Origin of the sequence: Aliiroseovarius sp. F20344, assembly GCF_023016155.1 — a bacterium.
Lineage (GTDB): Bacteria > Pseudomonadota > Alphaproteobacteria > Rhodobacterales > Rhodobacteraceae > Aliiroseovarius.
Window position 1 is genome coordinate 985,801 of sequence record NZ_JALKBG010000008.1, and the last position, 21,517, is coordinate 1,007,317.

23 protein-coding genes and 2 tRNA genes are annotated in these 21,517 nt (G+C 56.9%); 11 read left to right on the forward strand and 14 right to left on the reverse strand.

What is annotated here, in order from left to right; all coding sequences use genetic code 11:
• Position 1 precedes the first annotated feature (1 nt).
• The 3 genes from MWU55_RS13785 to MWU55_RS13795 are packed head-to-tail and all read right to left on the reverse strand — an operon-like array spanning position 2 to position 3,481.
• Complete coding sequence (locus MWU55_RS13785; protein ID WP_246936952.1) at positions 2–1,177, reverse strand: Xaa-Pro peptidase family protein; 1,176 nt, start codon at positions 1,175–1,177, stop codon at positions 2–4.
• Positions 1,170–2,363, reverse strand: a complete 1,194-nt coding sequence (locus MWU55_RS13790) for a diaminopropionate ammonia-lyase (RefSeq protein WP_246936954.1) — start codon at positions 2,361–2,363, stop codon at positions 1,170–1,172. The genes MWU55_RS13785 and MWU55_RS13790 overlap by 8 nt, the downstream gene beginning before the upstream one ends.
• Before the next feature lie 2 nt (positions 2,364–2,365).
• On the reverse strand, positions 2,366–3,481 hold the full coding sequence (locus tag MWU55_RS13795) for an amidohydrolase (protein WP_246936958.1): 1,116 nt from the start codon (positions 3,479–3,481) through the stop codon (positions 2,366–2,368).
• A 145-nt stretch (positions 3,482–3,626) separates the two neighbouring features.
• Here MWU55_RS13795 and MWU55_RS13800 point away from each other — a divergent pair, with 145 nt between their 5' ends.
• Positions 3,627–4,076, forward strand: a complete 450-nt coding sequence (locus tag MWU55_RS13800; protein ID WP_246936961.1) for an Lrp/AsnC family transcriptional regulator — start codon at positions 3,627–3,629, stop codon at positions 4,074–4,076.
• Between the two features lie 156 nt (positions 4,077–4,232).
• On the opposite strand, the gene MWU55_RS13805 is transcribed toward MWU55_RS13800, so the two are convergent.
• A tRNA-Asn gene (locus MWU55_RS13805) sits at positions 4,233–4,307 on the reverse strand.
• A gap of 49 nt (positions 4,308–4,356) precedes the next feature.
• Positions 4,357–5,283 carry an MBL fold metallo-hydrolase gene (locus MWU55_RS13810; protein ID WP_246936963.1) on the reverse strand — a complete coding sequence of 309 codons (927 nt, stop codon included), beginning with the start codon at positions 5,281–5,283 and terminating at the stop codon, positions 4,357–4,359.
• Between the two features lie 87 nt (positions 5,284–5,370).
• On the opposite strand from MWU55_RS13810, the gene MWU55_RS13815 reads away from it, so the two are divergent.
• Together MWU55_RS13815 and MWU55_RS13820 are read left to right on the forward strand one after the other, a co-directional pair.
• Positions 5,371–6,723, forward strand: coding sequence for an ATP-binding protein (locus MWU55_RS13815; RefSeq protein ID WP_246936965.1), 1,353 nt, complete (start codon positions 5,371–5,373; stop codon positions 6,721–6,723).
• Between the two features lie 75 nt (positions 6,724–6,798).
• The gene (locus MWU55_RS13820; RefSeq protein WP_246936967.1) at positions 6,799–7,554 is read left to right on the forward strand and encodes a class II aldolase and adducin N-terminal domain-containing protein; all 756 of its coding nucleotides are present in this window, start codon (positions 6,799–6,801) and stop codon (positions 7,552–7,554) included.
• A 51-nt stretch (positions 7,555–7,605) separates the two neighbouring features.
• Here the strand turns inward: MWU55_RS13820 and MWU55_RS13825 are convergent, their stop codons facing one another.
• Positions 7,606–8,637 carry an NADP-dependent oxidoreductase gene (locus tag MWU55_RS13825; RefSeq protein ID WP_246936970.1) on the reverse strand — a complete coding sequence of 344 codons (1,032 nt, stop codon included), beginning with the start codon at positions 8,635–8,637 and terminating at the stop codon, positions 7,606–7,608.
• Between the two features lie 136 nt (positions 8,638–8,773).
• Positions 8,774–8,849: transfer RNA gene (locus MWU55_RS13830), tRNA-Ile, on the reverse strand.
• Positions 8,850–8,973: 124 nt separating this feature from the next.
• On the opposite strand from MWU55_RS13830, the gene purM reads away from it, so the two are divergent.
• The 3 genes from purM (at position 8,974) to rnd (ending at position 11,893) form a co-directional block, all read left to right on the forward strand.
• Entirely contained in the window at positions 8,974–10,023 is a 1,050-nt protein-coding gene (gene purM / locus MWU55_RS13835; protein ID WP_246936973.1) for a phosphoribosylformylglycinamidine cyclo-ligase, read from the forward strand.
• The gene (gene purN, locus MWU55_RS13840; RefSeq protein WP_348646237.1) at positions 10,020–10,625 is read left to right on the forward strand and encodes a phosphoribosylglycinamide formyltransferase; all 606 of its coding nucleotides are present in this window, start codon (positions 10,020–10,022) and stop codon (positions 10,623–10,625) included. Before purM ends, purN begins: the two co-directional genes overlap by 4 nt.
• 107 nt (positions 10,626–10,732) lie before the next feature.
• Positions 10,733–11,893 carry a ribonuclease D gene (gene rnd, locus MWU55_RS13845; RefSeq protein WP_246936977.1) on the forward strand — a complete coding sequence of 387 codons (1,161 nt, stop codon included), beginning with the start codon at positions 10,733–10,735 and terminating at the stop codon, positions 11,891–11,893.
• A gap of 7 nt (positions 11,894–11,900) precedes the next feature.
• Here the strand turns inward: rnd and MWU55_RS13850 are convergent, their stop codons facing one another.
• On the reverse strand, positions 11,901–12,380 hold the full coding sequence (locus tag MWU55_RS13850) for a hypothetical protein (RefSeq protein ID WP_246936980.1): 480 nt from the start codon (positions 12,378–12,380) through the stop codon (positions 11,901–11,903).
• Between the two features lie 130 nt (positions 12,381–12,510).
• On the opposite strand from MWU55_RS13850, the gene MWU55_RS13855 reads away from it, so the two are divergent.
• Positions 12,511–12,921 (forward strand): SufE family protein, encoded by a 411-nt coding sequence (locus MWU55_RS13855; RefSeq protein WP_246936982.1) that lies wholly within the window; start codon positions 12,511–12,513, stop codon positions 12,919–12,921.
• Here the strand turns inward: MWU55_RS13855 and MWU55_RS13860 are convergent.
• The 3 genes from MWU55_RS13860 to MWU55_RS13870 all read right to left on the reverse strand — a co-directional run bounded on the left by MWU55_RS13860 (position 12,918) and on the right by MWU55_RS13870 (position 14,530).
• Positions 12,918–13,562, reverse strand: coding sequence for a DUF1638 domain-containing protein (locus tag MWU55_RS13860; protein ID WP_246936984.1), 645 nt, complete (start codon positions 13,560–13,562; stop codon positions 12,918–12,920). The genes MWU55_RS13855 and MWU55_RS13860 overlap by 4 nt on opposite strands.
• Positions 13,559–13,744 carry a hypothetical protein gene (locus MWU55_RS13865; protein ID WP_246936989.1) on the reverse strand — a complete coding sequence of 62 codons (186 nt, stop codon included), beginning with the start codon at positions 13,742–13,744 and terminating at the stop codon, positions 13,559–13,561. The genes MWU55_RS13860 and MWU55_RS13865 overlap by 4 nt, the downstream gene beginning before the upstream one ends.
• An 81-nt stretch (positions 13,745–13,825) precedes the next feature.
• On the reverse strand, positions 13,826–14,530 hold the full coding sequence (locus MWU55_RS13870) for a B12-binding domain-containing protein (protein ID WP_246936991.1): 705 nt from the start codon (positions 14,528–14,530) through the stop codon (positions 13,826–13,828).
• A gap of 179 nt (positions 14,531–14,709) precedes the next feature.
• On the opposite strand from MWU55_RS13870, the gene MWU55_RS13875 reads away from it, so the two are divergent.
• A complete protein-coding gene (locus tag MWU55_RS13875) occupies positions 14,710–15,795 on the forward strand; it encodes a PA0069 family radical SAM protein (protein ID WP_246936994.1) in 1,086 nt (361 codons plus the stop codon).
• 80 nt (positions 15,796–15,875) lie between these two features.
• Here MWU55_RS13875 and bmt read toward each other — a convergent pair whose 3' ends face one another.
• The 3 genes from bmt to MWU55_RS13890 all read right to left on the reverse strand — a co-directional run bounded on the left by bmt (position 15,876) and on the right by MWU55_RS13890 (position 19,509).
• The gene (bmt, locus tag MWU55_RS13880; RefSeq protein ID WP_246936996.1) at positions 15,876–16,892 is read right to left on the reverse strand and encodes a betaine--homocysteine S-methyltransferase; all 1,017 of its coding nucleotides are present in this window, start codon (positions 16,890–16,892) and stop codon (positions 15,876–15,878) included.
• Between the two features lie 152 nt (positions 16,893–17,044).
• Entirely contained in the window at positions 17,045–19,000 is a 1,956-nt protein-coding gene (locus MWU55_RS13885; RefSeq protein WP_246936998.1) for a phosphatidylglycerol lysyltransferase domain-containing protein, read from the reverse strand.
• A 197-nt stretch (positions 19,001–19,197) separates the two neighbouring features.
• Entirely contained in the window at positions 19,198–19,509 is a 312-nt protein-coding gene (locus MWU55_RS13890; protein WP_246937001.1) for a DUF1476 domain-containing protein, read from the reverse strand.
• 257 nt (positions 19,510–19,766) lie between these two features.
• Between MWU55_RS13890 and purC the strand changes: the two genes are divergently transcribed.
• The 3 genes from purC to purQ are packed head-to-tail and all read left to right on the forward strand — an operon-like array spanning position 19,767 to position 21,442.
• Entirely contained in the window at positions 19,767–20,531 is a 765-nt protein-coding gene (gene purC, locus MWU55_RS13895) for a phosphoribosylaminoimidazolesuccinocarboxamide synthase (protein WP_246937004.1), read from the forward strand.
• A gap of 12 nt (positions 20,532–20,543) precedes the next feature.
• Positions 20,544–20,774, forward strand: a complete 231-nt coding sequence (gene purS / locus MWU55_RS13900) for a phosphoribosylformylglycinamidine synthase subunit PurS (protein WP_246937006.1) — start codon at positions 20,544–20,546, stop codon at positions 20,772–20,774.
• Positions 20,774–21,442 (forward strand): phosphoribosylformylglycinamidine synthase subunit PurQ, encoded by a 669-nt coding sequence (purQ, locus tag MWU55_RS13905; RefSeq protein WP_246937008.1) that lies wholly within the window; start codon positions 20,774–20,776, stop codon positions 21,440–21,442. Before purS ends, purQ begins: the two co-directional genes overlap by 1 nt.
• Positions 21,443–21,517 lie beyond the last annotated feature (75 nt).

The following is a 21,517-nucleotide window of genomic DNA, read 5'->3' on the forward strand; positions in this document are numbered from 1 at the left end:
CTCAGATTACCGGAAGCTCGGCAGGCGCGCGGCGAGTCAGAAGTTTCGCCCCAGATGCACGCACAACAATGTTTTCTTCGTGGACCATAATGCGCCCGTCACCATAAGAAAGCGACGGTTCAAGCGTCAGCACCATGTTCTCTTCTATGACAGTATCATCAAATGCAGCATGAGAGGGCCATTCGGTCAGCTGCATGCCCAGCCCATGCCCAAGTCGACCCACATCGCCACCCTGATCGTCCATCTCGGCGATGACAGATTGCATGGCCTGAAACAGCTCGGCGCATGTGTTGCCCGGGCGGGCGGCTTCGATCCCAGCCTCGGTGGCGCGCCAGAGAGTGTCATAAGCCCGTTTCGAAAGATCATCCGCCAGACCAATCGCCCAGTTGCGATCAAAGTCGCAGTAATAGCCATCCCACGTGGCACCCGTGTCCAGCATAAAGATATCCCCCTTCTGCAAAGGGCGCGGCGATGGCGGAGAGATCACGTCGTGATATCCCCCCTGATCAGCGCCGCCAACCAGATAGGGCACATCATCCGCCCCGTGATACATCGCTTCACGCCGAAAGAGCCGGAAGAGCTCTTCAAAGGGCAGTCCTTCACGCGCCAGTTTCGGGACTTCGGAAAACACGCGCGATCCGATGGCGCAGATATGAGAGAGCTTCTCGATTTCAGCCTCAGATTTCACCATACGCAAGCTGCGCACCAGCCCGGTGGCATCTTCAACTTCAAGGCCGGGAAGCCCCTCCATCAGGCGTTCATAATCCCCCAACGGCATGCGCAGCCCGGTTTCATGGCCTTTCAGAACGCCCAGACGCCCGCTGGAACTGGCCAGCGGTGACAGGAGGTCGGTCAGCAAACTAATGCCGTCATCAGTTGGGGCAGGGGCGCTCCAGGTGCGGACGTCGTCAATCCAAGTCTGACGCATAAGCGCCGCCCCGATTTCGGGGATCACGGCGATGGGTTTGCCCTGCGTGGGGATAAACAGGAACCACGGACGCGTGGGGCTTTGCCAAAAGAGCGTGTGGAAGCCGCTGAAATACCGGACCTCAGGCTCGGTCATTAACAGAATCCCGTCCAATCCCTGATCCGCCATTAGGGCTTGCGCATTGCGCGTGCGGGCTTTGAACTCCGACGCCGGGAAACCGCGTGTTGGAGCTTGGAGCACCTCAGACATGATTTGCCCCAGCCATGATCGCCTTAAAGATATCTGGGTCCGTTACGCCTTCTGATCCGATCAGCAACACGCGCGCGTTTCCGTCCAATCCCAATGCGTCTGACAGCACAGGATCTTGCCTTGCTGCGATCAACGCCGCCAATCCAGCGACAGCGCTTTCGCCAGCTTCGACGGCTATATCGCCAGTCTCACTATTGGCCAAAAGACGCACCGAGGGGGCGACAATGCTGTCCGGAATGGTCAGAAAGTCGCTGCTTTCCTCTGCCAGAATTTCCCACGCCATTTCAGAGGGTTCGCCGCAGGACAGTCCAGCCATAATGGTCTCTTCCGCAATCTCGAATGTTGTGGGCTTCCCCTTCTTGGCGCTGTCGAACAAACACGCTGCCAACTCGGGCTCCACGATCACAACACGCGGGGCAGCATCTTTGTAAAACTGCCGAAGACCCGCCGCGACCGAGGCCGCCAACCCCCCAACGCCACCTTGCAAGAAGACATGCGTTGGCGGCTTATCCAGAGTATTGCAGGCTTCGCGTGTCATCACGCAGTACCCTGCCATCACATCCCGCGGCGGCTCGGTATACCCCTCCCACGAGGTGTCCGAGACGACAAACCAGCCGTTTTCTTCGGCTTCAGACTTTGCCAGCAAAACGGACGCGTCGTAATCCCCTTCGATCCGGATGACATCTGCCCCCAGATCCCGCATAGCGCTGGCTCGGCCTTCGCTGACTTCGGCATGAATATAGATGCGGCACGGGGCACCAAAGCGCTGACAACCCCAAGCCAGGGATCGCCCGTGATTGCCATCGGTCGCTGAGACCAATGTGATCCCGGCGCAAGCCTCGCGATGTTCGCCATTGCGGATTTCTTCCAAGCTAACTGTGCGACCCAATTGGGCGCTCAGCTCACGCTGCAAAACCCGCAGCGCGGCATAGGACCCGCCAAGCGCCTTGAAGCTGCCCAGCCCGAAACGCGGGCCTTCATGCTTATAGTCGATCCGCGCCACGTTCAGGTCCTTCGCCAGACCGGACAGTGACACAAGCGGGGTAGGGGCATAGCCTTCCCAAGCCATGATCTCGGCGCAGGCATTGTCGAAATCCTGTTCCGAAAGCACGCGAAACGCCGCTTGGGCGGGTTTTGGGCGTCCAGCGGTGTGCCGCAGTTTGGCCGCGGTGAATACGTCGTACATGGTTAGTCCTTTCGCGGGGGCAGGCGATCCTGCACCAGTTTTGTCCAAAACTCAGCCCCAATGGGCAGAAGGTCGTCGTTAAAGTCGTAATCCGAAGAATGCAGAGGTTGGCCGTGGGGCCCGTCCGTTCCGTTGCCCATCAACAGAAAACAACCGGGAATGGCAGCTGTGAAATGGGCGAAGTCTTCGGAGAAGCTCATCGGTTGCCGATCCGGGATCACGGCGAGCTTTGCGGCGGTGGCCGCACGCACAACGGCTTCGGTCGGAGCATCTGCGTTGATCGTTTCAATGAACTCGGTCCGAAACGATACCGTCGCGGTGATCCCATGTGCTTTGGCGATGCCATCGGTGATTTGCTGCATCAGCATCTCGACCTTTTCCCGATCCTCGGGCGCGCGAGCCCTGACATCACCTTTCAGGATGGCTTGCCCCGGCAGCACATTGCGCTGCCCATCGGTCAGGAATTCAGTCACTGAAACGACCACACCTGCGCCGGGGGCCAGTTTGCGCGCCACAATCGTTTGCAGGGCCAACACCAGTTCTGCCCCCACGGTGATCGCGTCCACCCCAACCTGTGGCATAGAAGCATGCCCGCCCTGACCATGCACCGTAATTTCAAACAGGCTTTCACTGCTGCAAACCAAGCCCTTACGCGTCGACACCTCGCCCAATGGAGCGCCGGGCAGGTTGTGGATGGCATAGACTTCCTCCATCGGGAACCGGTCTAGAACGCCTTCGTCAATCATGGCCCGGGCACCCAGCCCGTGTTCTTCGTTGGGTTGGAAGAGGAAGACTACAGTGCCATCAAAGCCGCCTTCCGAGGCGAGTTTTTCTGCTGCCCCAAGGAGCATCGTCATATGCCCATCATGCCCACAGGCGTGCATGACGCCCGGGTTTTGCGACACATAATCGTGTGATGAGGCCTCGATGATCGGCAACGCATCCATATCAGCCCGAAGCCCAATGGCGCGGTTGCTGGTGCCTTTTCGCAATATGCCAACGACGCCAACGCCCTCATGCACCTCGATCCCCAGATCACGCAGATGTTTGGCGACAAGGGTCTTCGTGTTCTCTTCCTGAAACCCCAGCTCGGGCGCGCGATGGAAGCGTTGCCGCATCTTGGTCAAATGATCCAATTTTCCAATCCTTTTGACTCGTGTTGAATACATATTAGAAGGTCAATCAGGCTGGCACGCATCGAAAAAATCGTGCCTCATTACTAAAAAAATTGCAAAATCGCGTTTGCAGGAGGTAATTGAGAGCATGGACGACAAAGACCTACATATACTGCGCTTGGTGCAAGGCAATGCCCGCCTGACTGCTGAAGCGATCAGTGAAGCGGTGGGCCTTTCCCCCGCAGCGGTTCAAAAAAGGCTGAAGAAGCTGCGTGAGACAGGCGTGATCGAACGAGAAATTGCAGTCCTGTCCGCCACCAAACTGGGGCGGGAATTAACGGTGGTTGTCGAAGTCATTCTGGAACGAGAAAACCGCCAGCAACTGGATGCGTTCAAGCGCAAAATGCGCAACGCCCCATCGGTGCAGCAATGTTATTATACGACCGGCGAAGCAGATTTTCTTCTGATCCTGAACGTGTGCGACATCAAAGAATATGAGGCGTTCACGCAAGCCTATTTCTTTGACGAATCGAACATCAGCCGGTTCAAAACTTCGATCGTCATGGATCGGGTGAAAAGCTCTTTGGACGTTCTGTGAGTCCGCGTGCAAATTTGAGGAAGAAACGACCAACGGCAGATTTCAAGGAAACTCTTCGGTTCAGAAGGTCTGAATCTGCATAAGTAGCCGCCAAAAACAAGAAAAGCGCTCCAGAAGGAGCGCTTTTCTTGTTTTATCAATCCCTTAGGGGATTTATGGCTCCGGCGGTAGGGATCGAACCTACGACCAATTGATTAACAGTCAACTGCTCTACCGCTGAGCTACGCCGGAACATGTGGGGCGATATAGCAAGGGCGATTCAGGGCCGCAAGAGGCGAAATTACTTTTTTTCGTCCGTCATTCGAAAAACGGCATTTGCCTCGAGCGTTGGGGTCGCGGTGACAATTCCGCGCGCGGCGAGGTCTATCAGATGTGCGAAGACGTTACGCTCGGCGGCGGGGATGAGGGCATCCGGTGTTTCATTGTAGATTGCGCTGGTGAGGGTCGGGACTGTTGCCTCGTCCAGCTGTGCCAGAGTGGCTTGAATTTCTGCCTCGCGAGTCAGGCGGTGGTTGATCAGCCAGTCCAGACGCTCTTTCGGGCGGTCGATGGGGTCACCATGTGCGGGGTAGTAGGCGCGGTCTGAGCGTGAGGCCAGTTTTCGGCAAGAGGCCATGAACGCGGTCAGATCCCCATCCGGCGGAGAGACCAGAGAGCTGGCCCATTCCATGATGTGATCGCCAGTAAATACAACGCCTTGTGCTGCAAAGCTCAGGTGATTAGCAAAGTGGCCTGGTGTCCATATTGCCTCGACCTCCATACCGCCAGCCATGAACTTTTCACCGTCGGCAAGACAGATGTCACATGTGAATTCAGCGTCCACACCTTCACCGCCTGACGACAAGCCGCGCGCCACAAGATCGCGCATGACACTGCTGCGCCCGGACAAAGCATCGCCGTAGGCCAAGATCGGAGCGCCGGTTTCTTTGGACAGCACAGAGGCAAGAGGGGAGTGGTCCAAATGGGCATGTGTCACCAGAATCTGCGATATCCGCTCGTTTGGTCCAAGTCCGTTTAAGATTGATGCCAAATGGTTCTTGTCGGCCGGGCCGGGGTCAATCACCGCGACGTCACCTTCACCCAGAACGAAGGTATTGGTGCCCCAATAGGTCATCGGCGAGGGGTTTGGAGCGATTATTCGGCGGATGCCGGGCTCCATTTGCTGCATAATGCCTGCAGGCGGGCGATTTGCGGGGTCCGATGCCATGTTAGACGCTCCTTGGCTGCCGTTTGGTCATTCCTGACGCCGCACCCTTCGCTTGGCAAGCGCGTCGCCGCGTCATAGGGTCAGGCCATGACGCAAAACAACCGCTCGAACAATGCAAACTGGCGCGATTTTCAATGGCTGAAGCAGTTTATGCCACGCGGGCTTTATGGCCGTGCGGCGCTGATTCTTCTGGCCCCGATTATCACGCTGCAACTTGTGGTGTCCGTGGTGTTTATTCAACGGCATTTCAACAGGATAACCGTTCAGATGACCGAATCTGTGGTCGCCGAAATCGCGCTTCTTGAGGGCGAGGTGAACACGGCCATGTCGCAAGAGATTGCGGTGGAACAAGCCCGACGCATTGCCGCGCCTCTGTCTATGCGCGTGACGCTTCCGGCTGATCCAGTTGCAACGCAAGTCAGGTTGATGGATTTCACCGGTCCTCGGGTTTTGCGAACCATGCAGGCGGGCTTGCCGGGCCTGTTGGGCGTTGATTTGGAATCCGATCGGGAACGGGTGACGCTGTCACTTCCCACGCAGTTTGGAGTGATGCAGGTTGATCTTCCACGCCAACGTGTCTCGGCGACCAACCCGCACCAGTTGCTCGTCTTGATGGTTGTCACCGGGTTCCTGATGACGCTGATTGCCTATCTGTTTCTGCGAAATCAGCTGCGTCCCATCCGTCGCCTTGCCCGTGCGGCCGAGGCCTTCGGGAAGGGGCAGGTGGTGCCTTACAGGCTGGCAGGGGCAACAGAAGTGCGCGCGGCAGGGAAAGCGTTTTTGGACATGCGGTCACGAATTGATCGCCAGATCGAGCAACGCACGCTGATGCTGTCAGGCGTCAGCCATGATCTACGAACACCCTTAACGCGGCTCAAACTGGGCCTGTCGATGGTCGAAGACGATGCGCGTGAAGATCTGGAGCGCGACGTTGATGATATGGAGCGGCTCGTCGATCGATTTCTGGGTTTTGCTCAGGCTGAAGCGCTGGAGGACGCGCCAGAGTCTGTCGATCCGATCGCACTGGTGCATCACCTGGTTGAGAATGCGCAGCGTGCAGGCATGACGGTCGCGCTGGGGGAACTGGCGAACCCTGGTGAGCGTCCCCTTCGGCGTGCATCGCTTGAGCGTGCGTTGGAAAACCTTCTGGGCAATGCAACGAGATATGGTTCACAGGCGCGGTTTTCTTTGGTCACGGGACGCGGGGATCTGCGGTTTGTGATCGAGGATGATGGCCCCGGGATAGCGCCTGAGGATCGGGAAGAGGCCTTAAAACCTTTCGCCCGGCTGGATAAATCCCGCAACCAGAACAAGGGCTCAGGTGTGGGTCTTGGGCTTGCCATTGCCAATGACATCGCCCGCGGCCATGGCGGGCATTTGCGACTGGGTGAAAGCGCCGATCTGGGCGGTTTGAAGGTCGAGCTTGTTCTTCCGCTTTAATCCGTACTGGTCGCAAACAGGCAAGAAACTGTGCCCCGTGCATTGTCTCCTACGGCTAAATTACAGGAGTTTCCTATGACGCTGACCACGCCCGTGCCCAACATCGCCCATTGGAATGACCGCGTTGATATGGCGGCCGCCTTTCGCTGGACCGTGCGTCTGAATATGCACGAAGGGGTGGCGAACCACTTCAGCCTTGCCGTGAATGACAGCGGCACCAAGTTTCTGATGAACCCCAACCAGATGCATTTTGCCCGCATCCGGGCATCAGACCTCTTGGAAATCGACGCGGACGATCCCACTACTATGGATCGCCCTGACTCGCCGGACCCCACTGCGTGGGGGTTACATGGGGGGGTGCATCGGCATTGCCCACACGCGCGCTGCGTGATGCATGTACATTCGATCCACGCAACGGTTTTGGCGTCTTTGGCGGATAGCAATCTGCCACCAATCGATCAGAATTGCGCGACGTTCTACAATCGCTATGTGATCGACGATGGCTATGGCGGGCTGGCGTTCGAAGATGAAGGCGCGCGCTGTGCCGAGATGCTGACGGATCCGAAGGTCAAGGTGATGATCATGGGCAATCACGGCGTGCTGGTGATCGGAGACAGCGTCGCGGATACCTTCAACCGGCTTTACTATTTTGAACGCGCGGCCGAGACCTACATCCGTGCGCTGCAAACCGGCCAGCCCTTACGCGTGCTATCGGACGAGATTGCGGAGAAAACCGCGAAAGAGCTGGAAGAATACCCCGAACAGGGGGATCGCCATCTGTCGGAACTGAGAGCTATTCTGGACGACGAAGGCAGCAACTACGCGAGCTAAGCGTGTGCTTATGGCCTTCGCCGTTTGCTTTAATTATAAGGTGACCCAGTCCTAATCGACCTTAACCACCATTTTCCCGAAACTCTGACCAAGAAGCAGCTCGTTAAGCGCCTGGGGTGCATTCTCAAGCCCATCGACAACCTGTTCTTTGTATTTGACCTTTCCCTCGGCCAGCCACCCCGTCATGTCCTTAGCAAACTCTTGGTACGTGCTCAGGGGGAAGCTGTCGAAAATGATGAAGCCTTGCACCTTCACTTTCATCCTTAGAATCGTGCCCATGATGGCGGGGCCCATATCGGGACCATCGGGAAGACCGGTTAGGTTGTACCATGACACCACACCGCAAACGGGCATGCGTGCGAAGGGGTTCAAAAGAGGCAACACACCATAAAGAACCTTGCCACCCACATTTTCGAAATAGACATCGATGCCATCAGGGCAGGCGGCGGCAAGCTGTTCAGCGAAGTCATCGGCCTTATGATCGATACAGGCGTCAAAGCCCAGATTGTTCACCACATGCGCGCATTTCTCTGCGCCGCCCGCGATTCCCACCGTCCGGCAGCCTTTGATTTTTGCAATCTGGCCGACCGTGGCGCCAACTGGGCCTGATGCCGCAGCAACCACTACGGTTTCGCCGGGCTTTGGTTCGCCAATCTTCAATAATCCAGCGTAAGCAGTGTAGCCGGGCATGCCCAGAATACCCAATGACCATGAGGGGTTAGCGGGTGACGCGCCAAGGTTGATCACTTCAGTCCCATCAGAAATTGCGTAATCTTGCCAACCGCTTCCCGCCAGAACGAAGTCACCAGCAGAAAAACCATCAAGATTTGAAGAAATCACTTCTGCAACGACCTGACCGGTCATCACTTCATCAATTTTCACAGGCTCAGCATAGGATTTCGCATCGTTCATACGTCCGCGCATATATGGGTCGAGCGACAGGAAAACCGTGCGCAACAGCATCTCACCATCCTTCGGGGTGGGAACGGGGGTTTCCTCAAGGCGAAGCGTGTTTTTATCCGGAAGCCCATTGGGGCGCTCTGCCAAGACGATGCGGCGGTTGCTGGATGCGGTTTGTGGCATGAAATGCTCCTGTCTGTGTGCCTGTAGTGTTAGCCGTTATGGGCCATCACTACGAGCGGATTGTCATCTATGCATTTGCCCCAACTGCGGAAAATGGCTCGCGAAACGTGCATAGCAGATAAACTTTAGGAAAAGATGGTAGGCCCGGAGGGATTTGAACCCCCAACCAAAGCGTTATGAGCGCTCTGCTCTAACCGTTGAGCTACAGGCCCACTGTTTCTCTCGGTGCGCCATAGCTAGCAAACTGGTGCGCAGCGTCAAGCGGGGCGTGGACTCTTAGCCTGCCTTAAGTTATCGGATGCGCAGATTTCTTTAGGCGCCATCCGGGGGATAGACATGAGCGACGGCAAGAACGGTATCACCTATGCGGATGCAGGCGTGGACATCGACGCGGGCAACGAACTTGTCGAGCGGATCAAACCCGCCGCAAAACGCACCAACCGTCCCGGTGTGATGGCAGGTCTGGGCGGCTTCGGCGCACTTTTCGATCTGAAAGGGGCTGGTTTCAACGATCCGGTTCTGGTTTCGGCCACGGACGGCGTTGGCACCAAACTGCGCATCGCAATTGACACCGGCAATGTGGACACAATCGGTATCGATCTCGTGGCTATGTGCGTGAACGACCTTGTGTGCCAGGGTGCTGAGCCATTGTTCTTCTTGGATTATTTCGCAACGGGTCGTCTGGAGACAGACAAGGCCGCGCGGATCATCGAAGGTATTGCCAAGGGCTGCGAGCTGTCGGGCTGTGCGCTGATCGGTGGCGAAACGGCTGAGATGCCGGGCATGTATGAAGACGGCGATTTTGACCTTGCGGGCTTCTCGGTCGGCGCGATGGAGCGCGGCGAAGACCTGCCCAAAGGCGTGCGCGAAGGCGATGTGCTGTTGGGGCTGGCGTCAGATGGCGTTCACTCAAACGGCTATTCGCTGGTGCGTAAATTGGTCGAAGTCTCGGGCCTTGGTTGGGATGCGGAATGTCCGTGGGACGCAAAAATCACGCTGGGCGAGGCGCTGTTGGCGCCAACCCGCCTTTATGTTCGTCAGGCGCTGGACGCTGTGCGCGCAGGGGGCGTGCATGCTCTGGCCCACATAACGGGTGGTGGCTTGACCGAAAACCTGCCGCGCGTGTTGCCAAAGGGTCTTGCTGCGCTGGTGGATCTGGATGAATGGGAATTGCCCCCTGTCTTCAAATGGTTGGCCGCGACCGGCAGTATGTCACAGTCAGAGATACTGAAGACTTTCAATGCAGGACAAGGCATGGTTTTGGTGGTGGACGCCAAAGCGGCCAATGACGTAGCCGAGCTGCTGACCAAAGCAGGCGAGCGCGTGACTCGCCTTGGCCGCATCCAGAAGGGCGAGGGCGTGAGCTATCTGGGAACGCTCGCGTGAGCGATACCCCGAAGAAACGGGTTGCCATCCTGATCTCGGGGGGCGGCTCAAACATGGTGACGTTGGTTAACTCGATGACCGACGATCACCCGGCACGGCCTTGTTTGGTGCTGTCGAACGTCCCAGACGCGGGTGGTTTGAGCAAAGCCGAAGCCATAGGAATTCCCACTGCTGTCGTCGATCATCGCGACTTTAAAGGTGATCGAGAAGGCTTTGAAAAGGCACTGAATTCCAATCTAGAAGCTGCGCAACCCGATATTCTGTGCCTTGCAGGGTTCATGCGTATTCTGACGCCCACTTTCACCGGTCATTGGGCTGGGCGCTGCCTGAATATCCATCCGTCGCTTTTGCCGAAATACAAAGGCCTGCACACACATCAACGCGCGCTGGATGCACAAGATGCCGAGGCAGGCTGTTCCGTGCATGAAGTCACGGCTGAACTGGATGGCGGCCCGATCCTTGGTCAAGCGCGTGTACCTGTCGAGGCAGGCGATACCGCAGACAGTTTGGCCGCGCGCGTGCTGGTGCAGGAACACATCCTTTATCCTGCTGTACTACGACGGTTTGCTGACGGGGACAGAACGCCCATTTTGTTGCCGTGAAGCTGGCTGTTTGGAACTTGCGCGACGCAGGCTTCCCTTTCGCAGGAAATCCTCGTAAACCCGTGCGAAGCCCTAGTTTGGTGCGGTAAAGAGCAGGTAGACTTTTTATGATCACGATCACGACGACCGAAGCGCTGGAAGAATTCTGTATCCGCGCCACTTCGCACCCTTATGTGACCGTCGATACCGAGTTTTTGCGTGAACGCACCTATTACTCGAAACTGTGCCTGATCCAGTTGGCCGTTCCGGGGGATGACGACAATGACGCCGTGCTTGTAGACCCGCTCGTCGATGGTCTGTCGCTTGAGCCGCTTTATGAGCTTTTCCGCGATGAACGTGTGGTCAAAGTGTTTCACGCCGCGCGACAGGATCTTGAAATCTTTTTTGTAGAAGCCGGTGTTTTCCCGCGCCCCTTGTTTGACACGCAGGTCGCGGCGATGGTCTGCGGTTTTGGGGATCAGGTTGGGTATGAAACACTCGTGCGTAAGATATCGCGGGCACAGTTGGACAAATCCAGCCGATTTACGGATTGGTCGCGCCGCCCACTGACCGATGCGCAAAAGAAATACGCGCAGGGGGATGTGACCCATTTGCGCGGCATCTACGAACATCTGGCGGATGAGTTGGAGAAAACAGGCCGTGCCCACTGGGTTCAGGAAGAGCTGTCCGGTTTGACCGATCCCGCTACCTACACCATTCATCCCGAAGATGCGTGGAAGCGTTTGAAAACGCGCACGAATTCTGGCCGTTTCCTTGGTGTTGCGAAAGAACTCGCCCGGTTCCGGGAAGGGTATGCCCAAGCCCGGAATGTCCCGCGAAACCGCGTGATGAAGGACGATGCGTTGCTAGAGCTTGCCTCGACCAAGCCGCGCAATATGCAAGAACTGAACCGCTCGCGGCTTTTGCTGCGTGAAGCGCGTAAGGGCGATATCGCCGATGGGATTTTGAAAGCGATCACCGTGGGCCTAGAGCTTCCACAAGATAAACTGCCGAAAGTCTCGGACCGCTCGAAAGAGAAGCTTCAGGTGAACCCGGCATTGGCGGATCTGTTGCGTGTTCTTCTGAAAGCCCGTTGCGAGCAAGAAAAGGTCGCACAAAAGCTGATTGCATCAGCGGCTGATCTGGACGCTCTGGCCGCTGGCAAGCGCGACATGAAGGCGCTGACCGGCTGGCGCGCCGAAGTCTTTGGAGACGACGCGCAGCGGTTGTGTGACGGAAAGCTTGCGCTTGCTGCCAAAGGGCAACGCGTGGAAGTTTTCGAAGTCTGAGACCCAGTTAACGGCTGGCTGCGCGGCTGTTCTGTTCACCGACCACGCGAATTGTCCGAACCCCTTGCAGCTTAATGTCTGACACGAAATGCCCGACATAAACCTCGCGCTGTTTTGGGCGACCAGTTTGGGTGCGGTAGTAGGGTTCAGTGATGCGGAACATGTAGGTCAGTACGCCATTTTCGGCGCGTTCGAAGTTTTCTGGAACCAGTTCGGCATCCCAGTATCCAAGTCGCGGCGGCAGGCCTTTTGCACGAATGATCGCGCCACCTTGAGTGCGTAGGATTTGCAGGTCAACAACCTGCGTAACCAGCCCGCGATTTTCCTGATCTTCCAGAAATCCACCTTCTGGAATGATGGCGACCTCTTCAACACGATTGGAGTTGAACCAGCTGAGCGGATTGAGATTCGTATTTCCGCCACATGCGGTCAGCGTCACAATAAGCGCGGACATCAGGGCAGGGGCAGCAAGTCGGCGGAAATTCATGTCGGCTCCTCTTTCTCTGCCCAAAGGGTTAGCCCATGTCGGGGGTTTTGAAAAGACAGCAATCCGATCTGAGACTGGACCTTTTTGCGTGATCGTCATAGGTCAGGGAAGAAAGACGAAAGGACCCCCCATGGCAAGCCCGGCATTTGAAGAGATTGTTGAGGATTTCGAGTTCCTGGATGACTGGGAAGATCGTTATGCGACTGTGATCGACATGGGCAAGTCGCTGCCAGATATGGACCCGGCCCTGAAGGTTCCGGCCACCAAGGTGGAAGGCTGTGCCAGTCAGGTCTGGTTGCATCCCGAAATCGCGGACGGAACTTTTCATTTTTCGGGCGATAGCGATGCAATGATCGTAAAAGGGCTGATCGCGGTTCTGTCGGCGCTCTACACAGGCTTGCCGCTGTCTGAGATTGCCAAAGTCGATGCACCAGCGGAACTGGCGCGTCTTGGCTTGAATGAACATCTGTCTTCTCAGCGCTCAAACGGCGTGCGCGCGATGGTCGAACGTATCCGCCACTATGCGTCGGAAGCGGCCTAACTGCGGTTCAGCGTCTCTAACGACGTCGCCAGATCCCCATAGCCGGTAAACCTGCGCTCATAGGTCAGCCCAAGACGCTCGGCCGCGTCTTCGGCCATTTGGTTCAATTCCGGATTGTCCGATTGAGCCAGATACATCAGCTTGGTGTAGTGGCCGAAATACATATCCCGAAGCTGGGGGTGCTTGTCCAAACCCAAGGGCTTGATCACGAAGTTCTCAAACCCACGGGCCAGAAAATCGGTCAGATAGAAGACGTCAATTTCGCCGTCTGTGCGCTTCTCGAACGCGTCGTTGCCTTCGAAAAATGAATAACAATGCGGCCCGCGGATCATCGTGATGCCCATCTCATCGCAGATCGCATCAAGCTGGCCTCCGGTTCCGCAATCGGCATAGGCCAGAAATATCTGGTCAAAATCTGCTCTGTGCTTGGCGACAGCGTCGCGCACGGCCTCTGGGATTTTCTCGGGCGTGTTGTGCAAGATCGCAGGCAGGCAGGTCAGGCTCATGTGATCCCAGCCATTCATGCGGATCAGCGCCAAAATCTCATTCGCCAGCGCGCCGCAGGCGAGGATCAAAACTGATGCCTTCGATTGCGTCGGTGCCAACCCGTCTTGTGTCAGAGCGTCGTCATTCACGTTCATTTTTCAGTCCTTCCTGACAGGGCGCGCCATGCGATCGAGGCAAGCATGACCAAGGGCAGCAGCGCCATCGCAACCTGCCCATCCAGCTTTCCAGATGCAGCAGCCCAACCCGCGACGAGTACCGTCAGGCCAGCAGACAGGATCACCAAGGCAATCAGGAATATGAAACGTGTTTTGCTCATCCGATTAATCTGGGGGCTGTGTGCGCAAAAGAAAAGGCCCCGCCGCGGGGCAGGGCCTTTGAATTTGTGTTTCGCAAAGACCTAGCCCGCGGCAAGCTGGTTGTGCTTGCGCGCCATGTACTCTTTCGCGGTTTCCACAGCGACGGCTGCATCACGGCAATAGCTGTCTGCGCCGATGGCTTTGCCGAACTCTTCGTTCAAGGGTGCGCCACCAACCAGAACGGTGTAATCGTCGCGAATGCCCTTTTCGACCATCGTGTCGATCACGACTTTCATGTAAGGCATTGTGGTGGTCAGCAGAGCGGACATGCCAAGGATATCGGGCTCTTCTTTTTCAAGCGCTTCAAGATAGGCTTCGACCGCGTTGTTGATGCCCAGATCAACCACTTCGAACCCGGCACCTTCCATCATCATCGACACAAGGTTCTTGCCGATGTCGTGGATGTCGCCTTTTACAGTGCCGATGACCATCTTGCCCATGCGTGGTGCGCCGGTTTCGGCAAGCAGGGGTTTCAGGATCGCCATTCCGGTTTTCATGGCATTGGCGGCCAGAAGAACTTCGGGCACAAACAAGATGCCGTCACGGAAATCGATGCCAACAATTGTCATGCCACCAACCAACGCGTCGGTCAAAACTTGATAGGGCTGCCAGCCACGTTCAAGCAGGATGTTGACACCTTCTTCGATCTCTTCTGCAAGACCGTCGTAAAGGTCGTCATGCATCTGCTGCACCAACTCTTCATCGTTGAGTTCGCTCAGGATGATATCTTCTTCTTGATCAGACATGTGCGTCTTTCCCTGGCTAGAGGTCTGTTTCTTATTCCCTAATGCGGCAAGATGGCGCATTGGGTCTGGGCAATTTGCGACATGGAGTGCCCTGTCACCGACCTGTTGGCAAATGAATAATATGCGCAAGAAACGTGAATTTCATTTGATTGTTCTTCAAATGTTCTTATTTTGATCCCATGGAAAAGGATCATTCCGACAGAATTGACGCCGAGTGTCGACGTGGGCGGGGGGCGGCCTCGAATTCCACGGGTCGATTCGAGGGATTTCAACGGGTTCGGGTGGATGATGGCTGGGCCGAGGAACCGCTTCCGCCGTTCCGAACCGAGGTTTCAATCGAGCGTCCGAAGTCGGTTGTTTCGCGCAACAGCTCGCCCGATTTGCGGTTTGATCAATCCCTGAATCCGTATCGTGGTTGCGAACATGGGTGCATCTATTGTTACGCGCGCCCGACCCATGCATGGTTGGGCTATTCACCCGGGCTGGATTTTGAAACGAAGTTGATCGCGCGCCCCGATGCCGCCAAGCAGCTGGAAACCGAATTGCGGCGTAAGTCCTATCGCGTGGCGCCGTTGGCTTTGGGCACCAACACTGATCCCTATCAGCCGATCGAGGGACGATACCGGATCACCCGGCAGGTACTTGAGGTGCTCGAGCAATTTCAAAACCCGGTCATGATCATCACCAAAGGCACGTTGATCGAGCGGGATTTGGATATTCTGTCACGTATGGCGGCCAAAGGTCTGGCGCAGGTCGGCATATCGATCACCAGCCTGCAGCCTGATTTGTCCCGCAAGATGGAGCCGCGTGTTCCCAGCCCGAAGCGGCGTCTTCAGATGATCGAACGCTTGTCCGGGGCAGGGGTGCCCGTGCGGGTCATGGCGTCTCCTGTCGTGCCGGGACTGACCGATCACGAGCTAGAACCGATCATGCAAGCCGGGCGCGACGCAGGGGCAGTGGCGGCCAGCTACATTCTTTTGCGTCTTCCCGGTGAAGTGGCGGAGCTGTTTCAGGAATGGTTAGAGGAACACTATCCCGACCGCGCAGCGAAGGTCATGAACCGGGTCCGCGAGATGCGGGGTGGGCAAGACTATCAATCAGAATTTGGTCAACGCATGGTGGGGCGCGGCGTGTTTGCCGAACTGCTGAAGCAGCGGTTTCAAAAGGCCTGCCAGCGGTTTGAGCTGACCAAACTTATGCCGGATCTGCGCTGCGATCTGTTTGAACCGCCAATCGCGCAGGGCGATCAGTTAAGCCTGTTTTGAAATTGATCTCGTGCCGGACATGCTACGGCACAAAAAAAGGGCGCGCGACCTGCGAACGCACTTTTAATGTGAAAGTGCCGTTAACCGCGGCGGCGGCGATTGCGGCGCGCAGGTTGCGCAGCATCATCCCCGGTGCCATCCGATGCTGATGAAAACCCACCAATCGCTTCCGAGATTTCGTCCAGCGTCGGGCGCGAGCCGCGTGCGGGGCGGGTTTCAAGCGCCTCGCGCATGGCCTTCAGGTGTTCGGGTGTCGTGCCGCAGCAGCCGCCGATGATCTTCGCGCCACAATCACGGGCCAGAACGGCATAGTCCGCCATCAGCTCTGGCGTTCCGTCATAGTGGATATGGCCGTCAACATATTGCGGAATGCCAGCATTGCCTTTGGCGATGATCGGGCGCTCGGTTCCTTGTGCCGCGAAACCAAGAACGGTCCGCAGCAAATCTGCCGCCCCAACGCCACAGTTGGCCCCAAAGGCCAGGGGTGGATTGGGTAAGGTTTCGACCAATTTAGCCAGTTCGGCTGAGGTCAGCCCCATCATAGTGCGTCCGGCGGTGTCGAAGCTCATCGTGCCGCACCAGGGCATGCCGGTCAACTCGGCCGCGCGGGCGGCGGCTTTGTATTCGTCAGGCGCTGAAATGGTTTCGACCCACAGCACATCTGCACCACCTTCTTTCAGGCCCTCGGCTTGTTCGTGGAACATCTCGACCGCGCCATCAAAGGTCAGCGATCCCATTGGTTCCATGATTTCGCCGGTCGGCCCGACCGAGCCCGCAACGATCACAGTCCGACCCGATGCATCGGCGACTTCACGCCCGAGTTCAGCGCCGACACGGTTCAATTCGCGGACGCGATCCTGTGCGTCGTGCAGTTTCAGGCGCGAGGCATTGCCGCCAAACGTGTTGGTCAGGAAGATGTCTGATCCCGCTTCAACCGGTCCACGATAGAGCTCGCGGATGTTTTCCGGCTTGTCGACGTTCCACAATTCCGGCGCATCGCCCGATGTCAGGCCCATGTTGAACAGGGTCGTGCCCGTGGCACCATCCGCCATCAGCCAATCGCGTTCGTTCATCAGTTTTGTTAGGGCATCTGTCATGGGTGTCTCCGTTCACCGCTTGTTTGCGCGCTACCTGCCATGGAACGCCCGCAGGTGCAAATGCAATGCATTCATGTTGGCTTTGAGCCGAATTCACAATGCGAGCGACACAAACTTGAGGGGTTTGCTGATAGAGCAGCTTGGTGGCGGCGTTAGCGGTGTTTTGAAAGTACCCCTGCTTCTGCTTTGCGACAGATCTCCCGTGTTACGTCCAATGCGCCAAGAGCAAGGGCGATCCGCGAGGGCGCTGCCGCATAAAGCGTTTCCCAGCGCGGCGCGAATGAGGTTTTGAACTGGCGTAGCCCCGCAGCGCCGGTGATCTGATCCAGTTTAAGGCGTGCGCGGTGAAAGAGCCACGGTTCGTCCATTTGACCTTCAAGGGGAACGGCGGCCAGCGACAGACGGGTACAACCTTCCCGCCCGGCCTGAGCAATCGCGAATACCAGCAGGGCATGCATGGTGCCGTCGGGCGCATCGGCGCACATGCGCATCAGGTCCAAAGCTTGCTCTGACGCGTTTTCATGGAGTGTCAGAAACCCAATCACGTCGTGATTTTGTCTGGCCAGATACACACGGGCATGGGGCAGGTGGTCTGGGTGCCATTGGCCCATGGAAAACCCGCGTTCTCCGCCTCGAAGGCTGCACCAATTGTCCGCAATCCTCTGCATTTGGGGCAATGGCAGGTCGGCACCCGCCTCGCGGATCTCGATACCGGCCGTTTCGGCCTGCCGCAGTTTTCGGCGTAGCTGTCGTTTGTCGGACCCCGACAATGTGAAACCTGTTGGATCAATCCAGCCCTCGCGCGCGATGGGCAAGACCTGCCATCCCGCGTGGCGCGCAGCCACCGCCCATCGCCCCCCGGCCTTATAAAGGAAAGGGGACAGGAAGCTTTGATTTGCCAGCGCCTTCAGCGATCTGAGCAGGGATGTATGATCGAGTTTTTGGGCTAGTGGATCGGACAGGACCAATAGGCTTTGCCCCGAAGATGCGCCCATTGCAGCGGCCACGCCCTGGTCAGAGGTGATCAAGGACAAGCGACCTTGGCGTAGAAGCCCAGCCTCGGCCCGTGGGGCGTCCGTGATGGTTTTCGCAATATGCGGTGGCAGGGTTGGGGCTGATTTGATCGGCCGAAGCTTAGCTCCTTCATGTGGGCCAGCTGCCAAGCGCCTCTTATTCGGTCCGCGGATCACAACCAGCGCGGCGAGAACGGCTGGAACGGCATAATAGATGGTACGGAACGCGAGAATGGCGGCCAAAAGAGGCTCTGCTTCGAGCGTAGGAAGAAGTGCCAGAAGGGTCAGTTCAAATGCCCCCATGCCACCGGGGGCGCTGCTGATCAGGCCCGCGCCCAAGGCCAATAGATACGCTGCGATCAAGGGCAACAGGGCGACGTCGCAGCCTTCCGGCATGACCATCCACAAGGCGATCCCTGCCGCCGCCGTGTCAATTAGTGCCAAAGCAAGGAATGCGCCCATCGCCTTTAGGGGTGGGATATGCAGCGCCATCATGAACGAAGGGCGCAGCACCGAGAGCGCTGAAAACATACCAGCGACAGCTAAGACCAGCCAAGCAATCCAGTCGGCCCACGGCGTTGTCATAGGAACCGTCAACACAATGAGGGCTGCGACCACAGCCCATGCAGACAGGAAAGACACTGCAACAATGGCTGAAATGCGCACCGCTTGAATCAAAGACAGGTCAGGCAGCATGCGCCAGCGCACAAAGGCGGAAGAAACAACGCCAAGGCCAACGGTTTGGGACAAGGCGATTGAAGTGATTCCCGAGCGCTCTGCCGCTTTTATGGACACACCCGTTCCGATCAGGCGGTGGACAACCCCATCATAGCGGCCAAGTGCCCAAAACGAGATCGTAGAAAAGACAGCGGCCCCAAACCACTGAGACAGAGAAACGGTTTTGAGAGAGGCGTAGATATACGCCACATCCAGCCCTTCGATGCGCTGCCACAGCAAAATCACAAGTCCAAGGGTCAGCCCGAAGGGAAGAAGCTGGCGTAAAGCCATGCGCCGCAGATCCAGCCCGCTTTCAGCACTGCGCGCCAAAGCTGTGGCAAAGCCACGCTTGCGACCGTTTAACGAACTGTCATCCAACTATTTCACTTCCCCGTATCTCACGCATCACGGCTTATGGCCTCGCACAGTATTCTGTGATGCGACGAAAGAAGTCTTAACAGTTTCAATTTTAAGGAAATTTTTGGCTGGAAGTGAACGCGTGGATGTCGATCGCAATAATCGAAAAAAGGCGCACCCAGCAGGCACGCCTTTCACATCACAGAAAGAAGGGCTTATTAGCCTTCGTTCATGATCTCTTGTTTTGTTTGGGCCAGAAGCTCGGCGCGTTTGGCGCGAACTTCGTCAGCGCTGACGTTGCCCAGATCACCGGTTACTTTGCGCACGACGTCTTCGTGGCCGGCTTCTTCAAAATCCGAAACGATGACTTCGCGGGCATAGGCTTCGGCATCATCACCGGTTTTGCCCATCTTCTCAGCGGCCCAAAGCCCAAGCTTCTTGTTTGCACGGGCCTCGGCCTTGAAGATCATTTCTTCGTCATGGGCAAATTTGGCTTCAAAGGCGCTTTCGCGGTCGTCAAAGGTGGTCATGGTATTCCCTTGTCTTGGTCTTGCAGCTGGCAAGGCTAGGGGCCCGCAGCCGCGTTCCTGTCTGATATGCCAATCACAAGCGCGTATCGCAACCCCGCTAGCGCTCTCACAGCGGTGATTTCCTGTATTTCTTGATTCAGTGGGCGATATTCTTGCCCCTTTTCTGCCTTTCCCGTATAGGGCGGGCAACGGCGAAGACTCACCCGGGCAGGGGGCCCGTGGCGAAGGTGGCCGCCAAACCTGACGCGGGGGACCCCATGGCACGGCGCAAGAAGCTTTACGAAGGCAAGGCAAAGGTTCTTTACGAGGGCCCCGAGCCCGGAACGATTGTTCAATATTTCAAGGATGATGCGACCGCGTTTAATGCGGAAAAGAAGGACGTCATTGAAGGTAAAGGTGTTCTGAACAACCGCCTGAGCGAGTTCTTCATGAAGGGCCTCACTCAGATCGGCGTGCCGAACCACTTCCTGAAACGCTTGAACATGCGTGAACAACTTGTCCGCGCCGCCGAGATTGTGCCGCTGGAAGTCATCGTGCGCAACTATGCGGCTGGGTCGATGGCCAAGCGTCTTGGTCTTGAAGAAGGCATGCAACTGCCGCGTCCGATTGTCGAATTTTCGTATAAAGACGACAGTTTGGGTGATCCTCTGGTGCCTGAAGAATACATCGTCGCCTTTGGTTGGGCGTCTCAGCAGGACATGGACGACATCGTTGCCATGGCGCTTCGTGTGAACGACTTCATGTCTGGCACCATGTATGGCGTTGGCATCAAGCTGATTGACTTTAAGATCGAGTTTGGCCGTGTATACGAAGGGGATTTCCAACGCTTGATCGTCGCTGACGAAATCAGCCCCGACAGCTGCCGGTTGTGGGACATCGAAACTGGCCAGAAGCTGGATAAAGATGTGTTCCGCCAAGACCTTGGCAGCCTGAATGATGCTTATACCGAGGTTGCGCGCCGGTTGGGGGTTTTGCCCTCGAACGTGACGCACGCAGCCACCAAACCGACCCTGATCAACTAAGGAATTGTGCGCATGAAAGTACGTGTTGATGTGATGCTGAAAACCGGCGTTCTGGACCCTCAGGGCGAGGCCGTGCGCCACGCGCTTGGCAACCTTGGCTTTGACGGTGTCGAGAAGGTCCGTCAGGGCAAAGTGATCGAGCTGGACGTGGCCGAAGGCACCTCGGAAGAGAAGATCAAAGAGATGTGTGAGAAGCTTCTGGCCAACACCGTGATCGAAAACTACGCCATTCAGGTGCTGTGATGAAGGCAGGTGTCATTGTCTTTCCCGGCTCAAACTGTGACCGCGATCTGGCGGTAGCGTTCGAACGCGCGGGTGCCCAGGTCCAGATGATCTGGCACAAAGAAACCGAGCTGCCCACCGATCTGGACATCGTGGGTGTACCGGGTGGGTTCTCGTTCGGGGACTATCTGCGCTGCGGGGCCATCGCGGCCCAATCGCCGATCACCCGTTCGTTGATCAAACACACTGAACGTGGTGGCTATGCCATTGGTATCTGCAACGGCTTTCAGGTGCTGACCGAAACCGGCATCCTGCCCGGTGCCTTGATGCGCAATGCGAACCTGAAGTTCATCTGCAAACCCGTTGGTTTGAAAGTGGAAACCACCGACTGTGCTTTCCTTTCCGGCTATGAGCAGGGGCAAGAAATCACCGTTCCCGTGGCGCACCATGACGGTAATTACAACGTGACGGATGAAAAGCTTGCCCAGCTGCGCGCGGAAGGCCGGATTGCGTTTACCTATACCGACAATCCTAACGGTTCGACCGGTGATATTGCAGGCGTGATCTCGAAGAACCGACGCGTTCTTGGCATGATGCCGCACCCGGAACGCTGTGTGGATGAAATGCATGGCGGGACTGACGGGGTGGCAATGTTCCGCTCGTTGGTGGATAGCGTCGTTGCGGCCTGATTGTGATGGGGCCTGAAGCGCCCTATCTTTCCCCTATGGGGGACGAAACCACACACAGACCACCCAGCCCGCGGC

Coding starts and splice junctions, on each gene's coding strand:
- MWU55_RS13785 (WP_246936952.1), bottom strand. CDS start 1,177: ATGTCTGAGGTGCTCCAAGCTCCAACACGCGGTTTCCCGGCGTCGGAG.
- MWU55_RS13790 (WP_246936954.1), bottom strand. CDS start 2,363: ATGTACGACGTATTCACCGCGGCCAAACTGCGGCACACCGCTGGACGC.
- MWU55_RS13795 (WP_246936958.1), bottom strand. CDS start 3,481: ATGCGGCAACGCTTCCATCGCGCGCCCGAGCTGGGGTTTCAGGAAGAG.
- MWU55_RS13800 (WP_246936961.1), top strand. CDS start 3,627: ATGGACGACAAAGACCTACATATACTGCGCTTGGTGCAAGGCAATGCC.
- MWU55_RS13810 (WP_246936963.1), bottom strand. CDS start 5,283: ATGGCATCGGACCCCGCAAATCGCCCGCCTGCAGGCATTATGCAGCAA.
- MWU55_RS13815 (WP_246936965.1), top strand. CDS start 5,371: ATGACGCAAAACAACCGCTCGAACAATGCAAACTGGCGCGATTTTCAA.
- MWU55_RS13820 (WP_246936967.1), top strand. CDS start 6,799: ATGACGCTGACCACGCCCGTGCCCAACATCGCCCATTGGAATGACCGC.
- MWU55_RS13825 (WP_246936970.1), bottom strand. CDS start 8,637: ATGCCACAAACCGCATCCAGCAACCGCCGCATCGTCTTGGCAGAGCGC.
- purM (WP_246936973.1), top strand. CDS start 8,974: ATGAGCGACGGCAAGAACGGTATCACCTATGCGGATGCAGGCGTGGAC.
- rnd (WP_246936977.1), top strand. CDS start 10,733: ATGATCACGATCACGACGACCGAAGCGCTGGAAGAATTCTGTATCCGC.
- MWU55_RS13850 (WP_246936980.1), bottom strand. CDS start 12,380: ATGAATTTCCGCCGACTTGCTGCCCCTGCCCTGATGTCCGCGCTTATT.
- MWU55_RS13855 (WP_246936982.1), top strand. CDS start 12,511: ATGGCAAGCCCGGCATTTGAAGAGATTGTTGAGGATTTCGAGTTCCTG.
- MWU55_RS13860 (WP_246936984.1), bottom strand. CDS start 13,562: ATGAACGTGAATGACGACGCTCTGACACAAGACGGGTTGGCACCGACG.
- MWU55_RS13865 (WP_246936989.1), bottom strand. CDS start 13,744: ATGAGCAAAACACGTTTCATATTCCTGATTGCCTTGGTGATCCTGTCT.
- MWU55_RS13870 (WP_246936991.1), bottom strand. CDS start 14,530: ATGTCTGATCAAGAAGAAGATATCATCCTGAGCGAACTCAACGATGAA.
- MWU55_RS13875 (WP_246936994.1), top strand. CDS start 14,710: ATGGAAAAGGATCATTCCGACAGAATTGACGCCGAGTGTCGACGTGGG.
- bmt (WP_246936996.1), bottom strand. CDS start 16,892: ATGACAGATGCCCTAACAAAACTGATGAACGAACGCGATTGGCTGATG.
- MWU55_RS13890 (WP_246937001.1), bottom strand. CDS start 19,509: ATGACCACCTTTGACGACCGCGAAAGCGCCTTTGAAGCCAAATTTGCC.
- purC (WP_246937004.1), top strand. CDS start 19,767: ATGGCACGGCGCAAGAAGCTTTACGAAGGCAAGGCAAAGGTTCTTTAC.
- purS (WP_246937006.1), top strand. CDS start 20,544: ATGAAAGTACGTGTTGATGTGATGCTGAAAACCGGCGTTCTGGACCCT.
- purQ (WP_246937008.1), top strand. CDS start 20,774: ATGAAGGCAGGTGTCATTGTCTTTCCCGGCTCAAACTGTGACCGCGAT.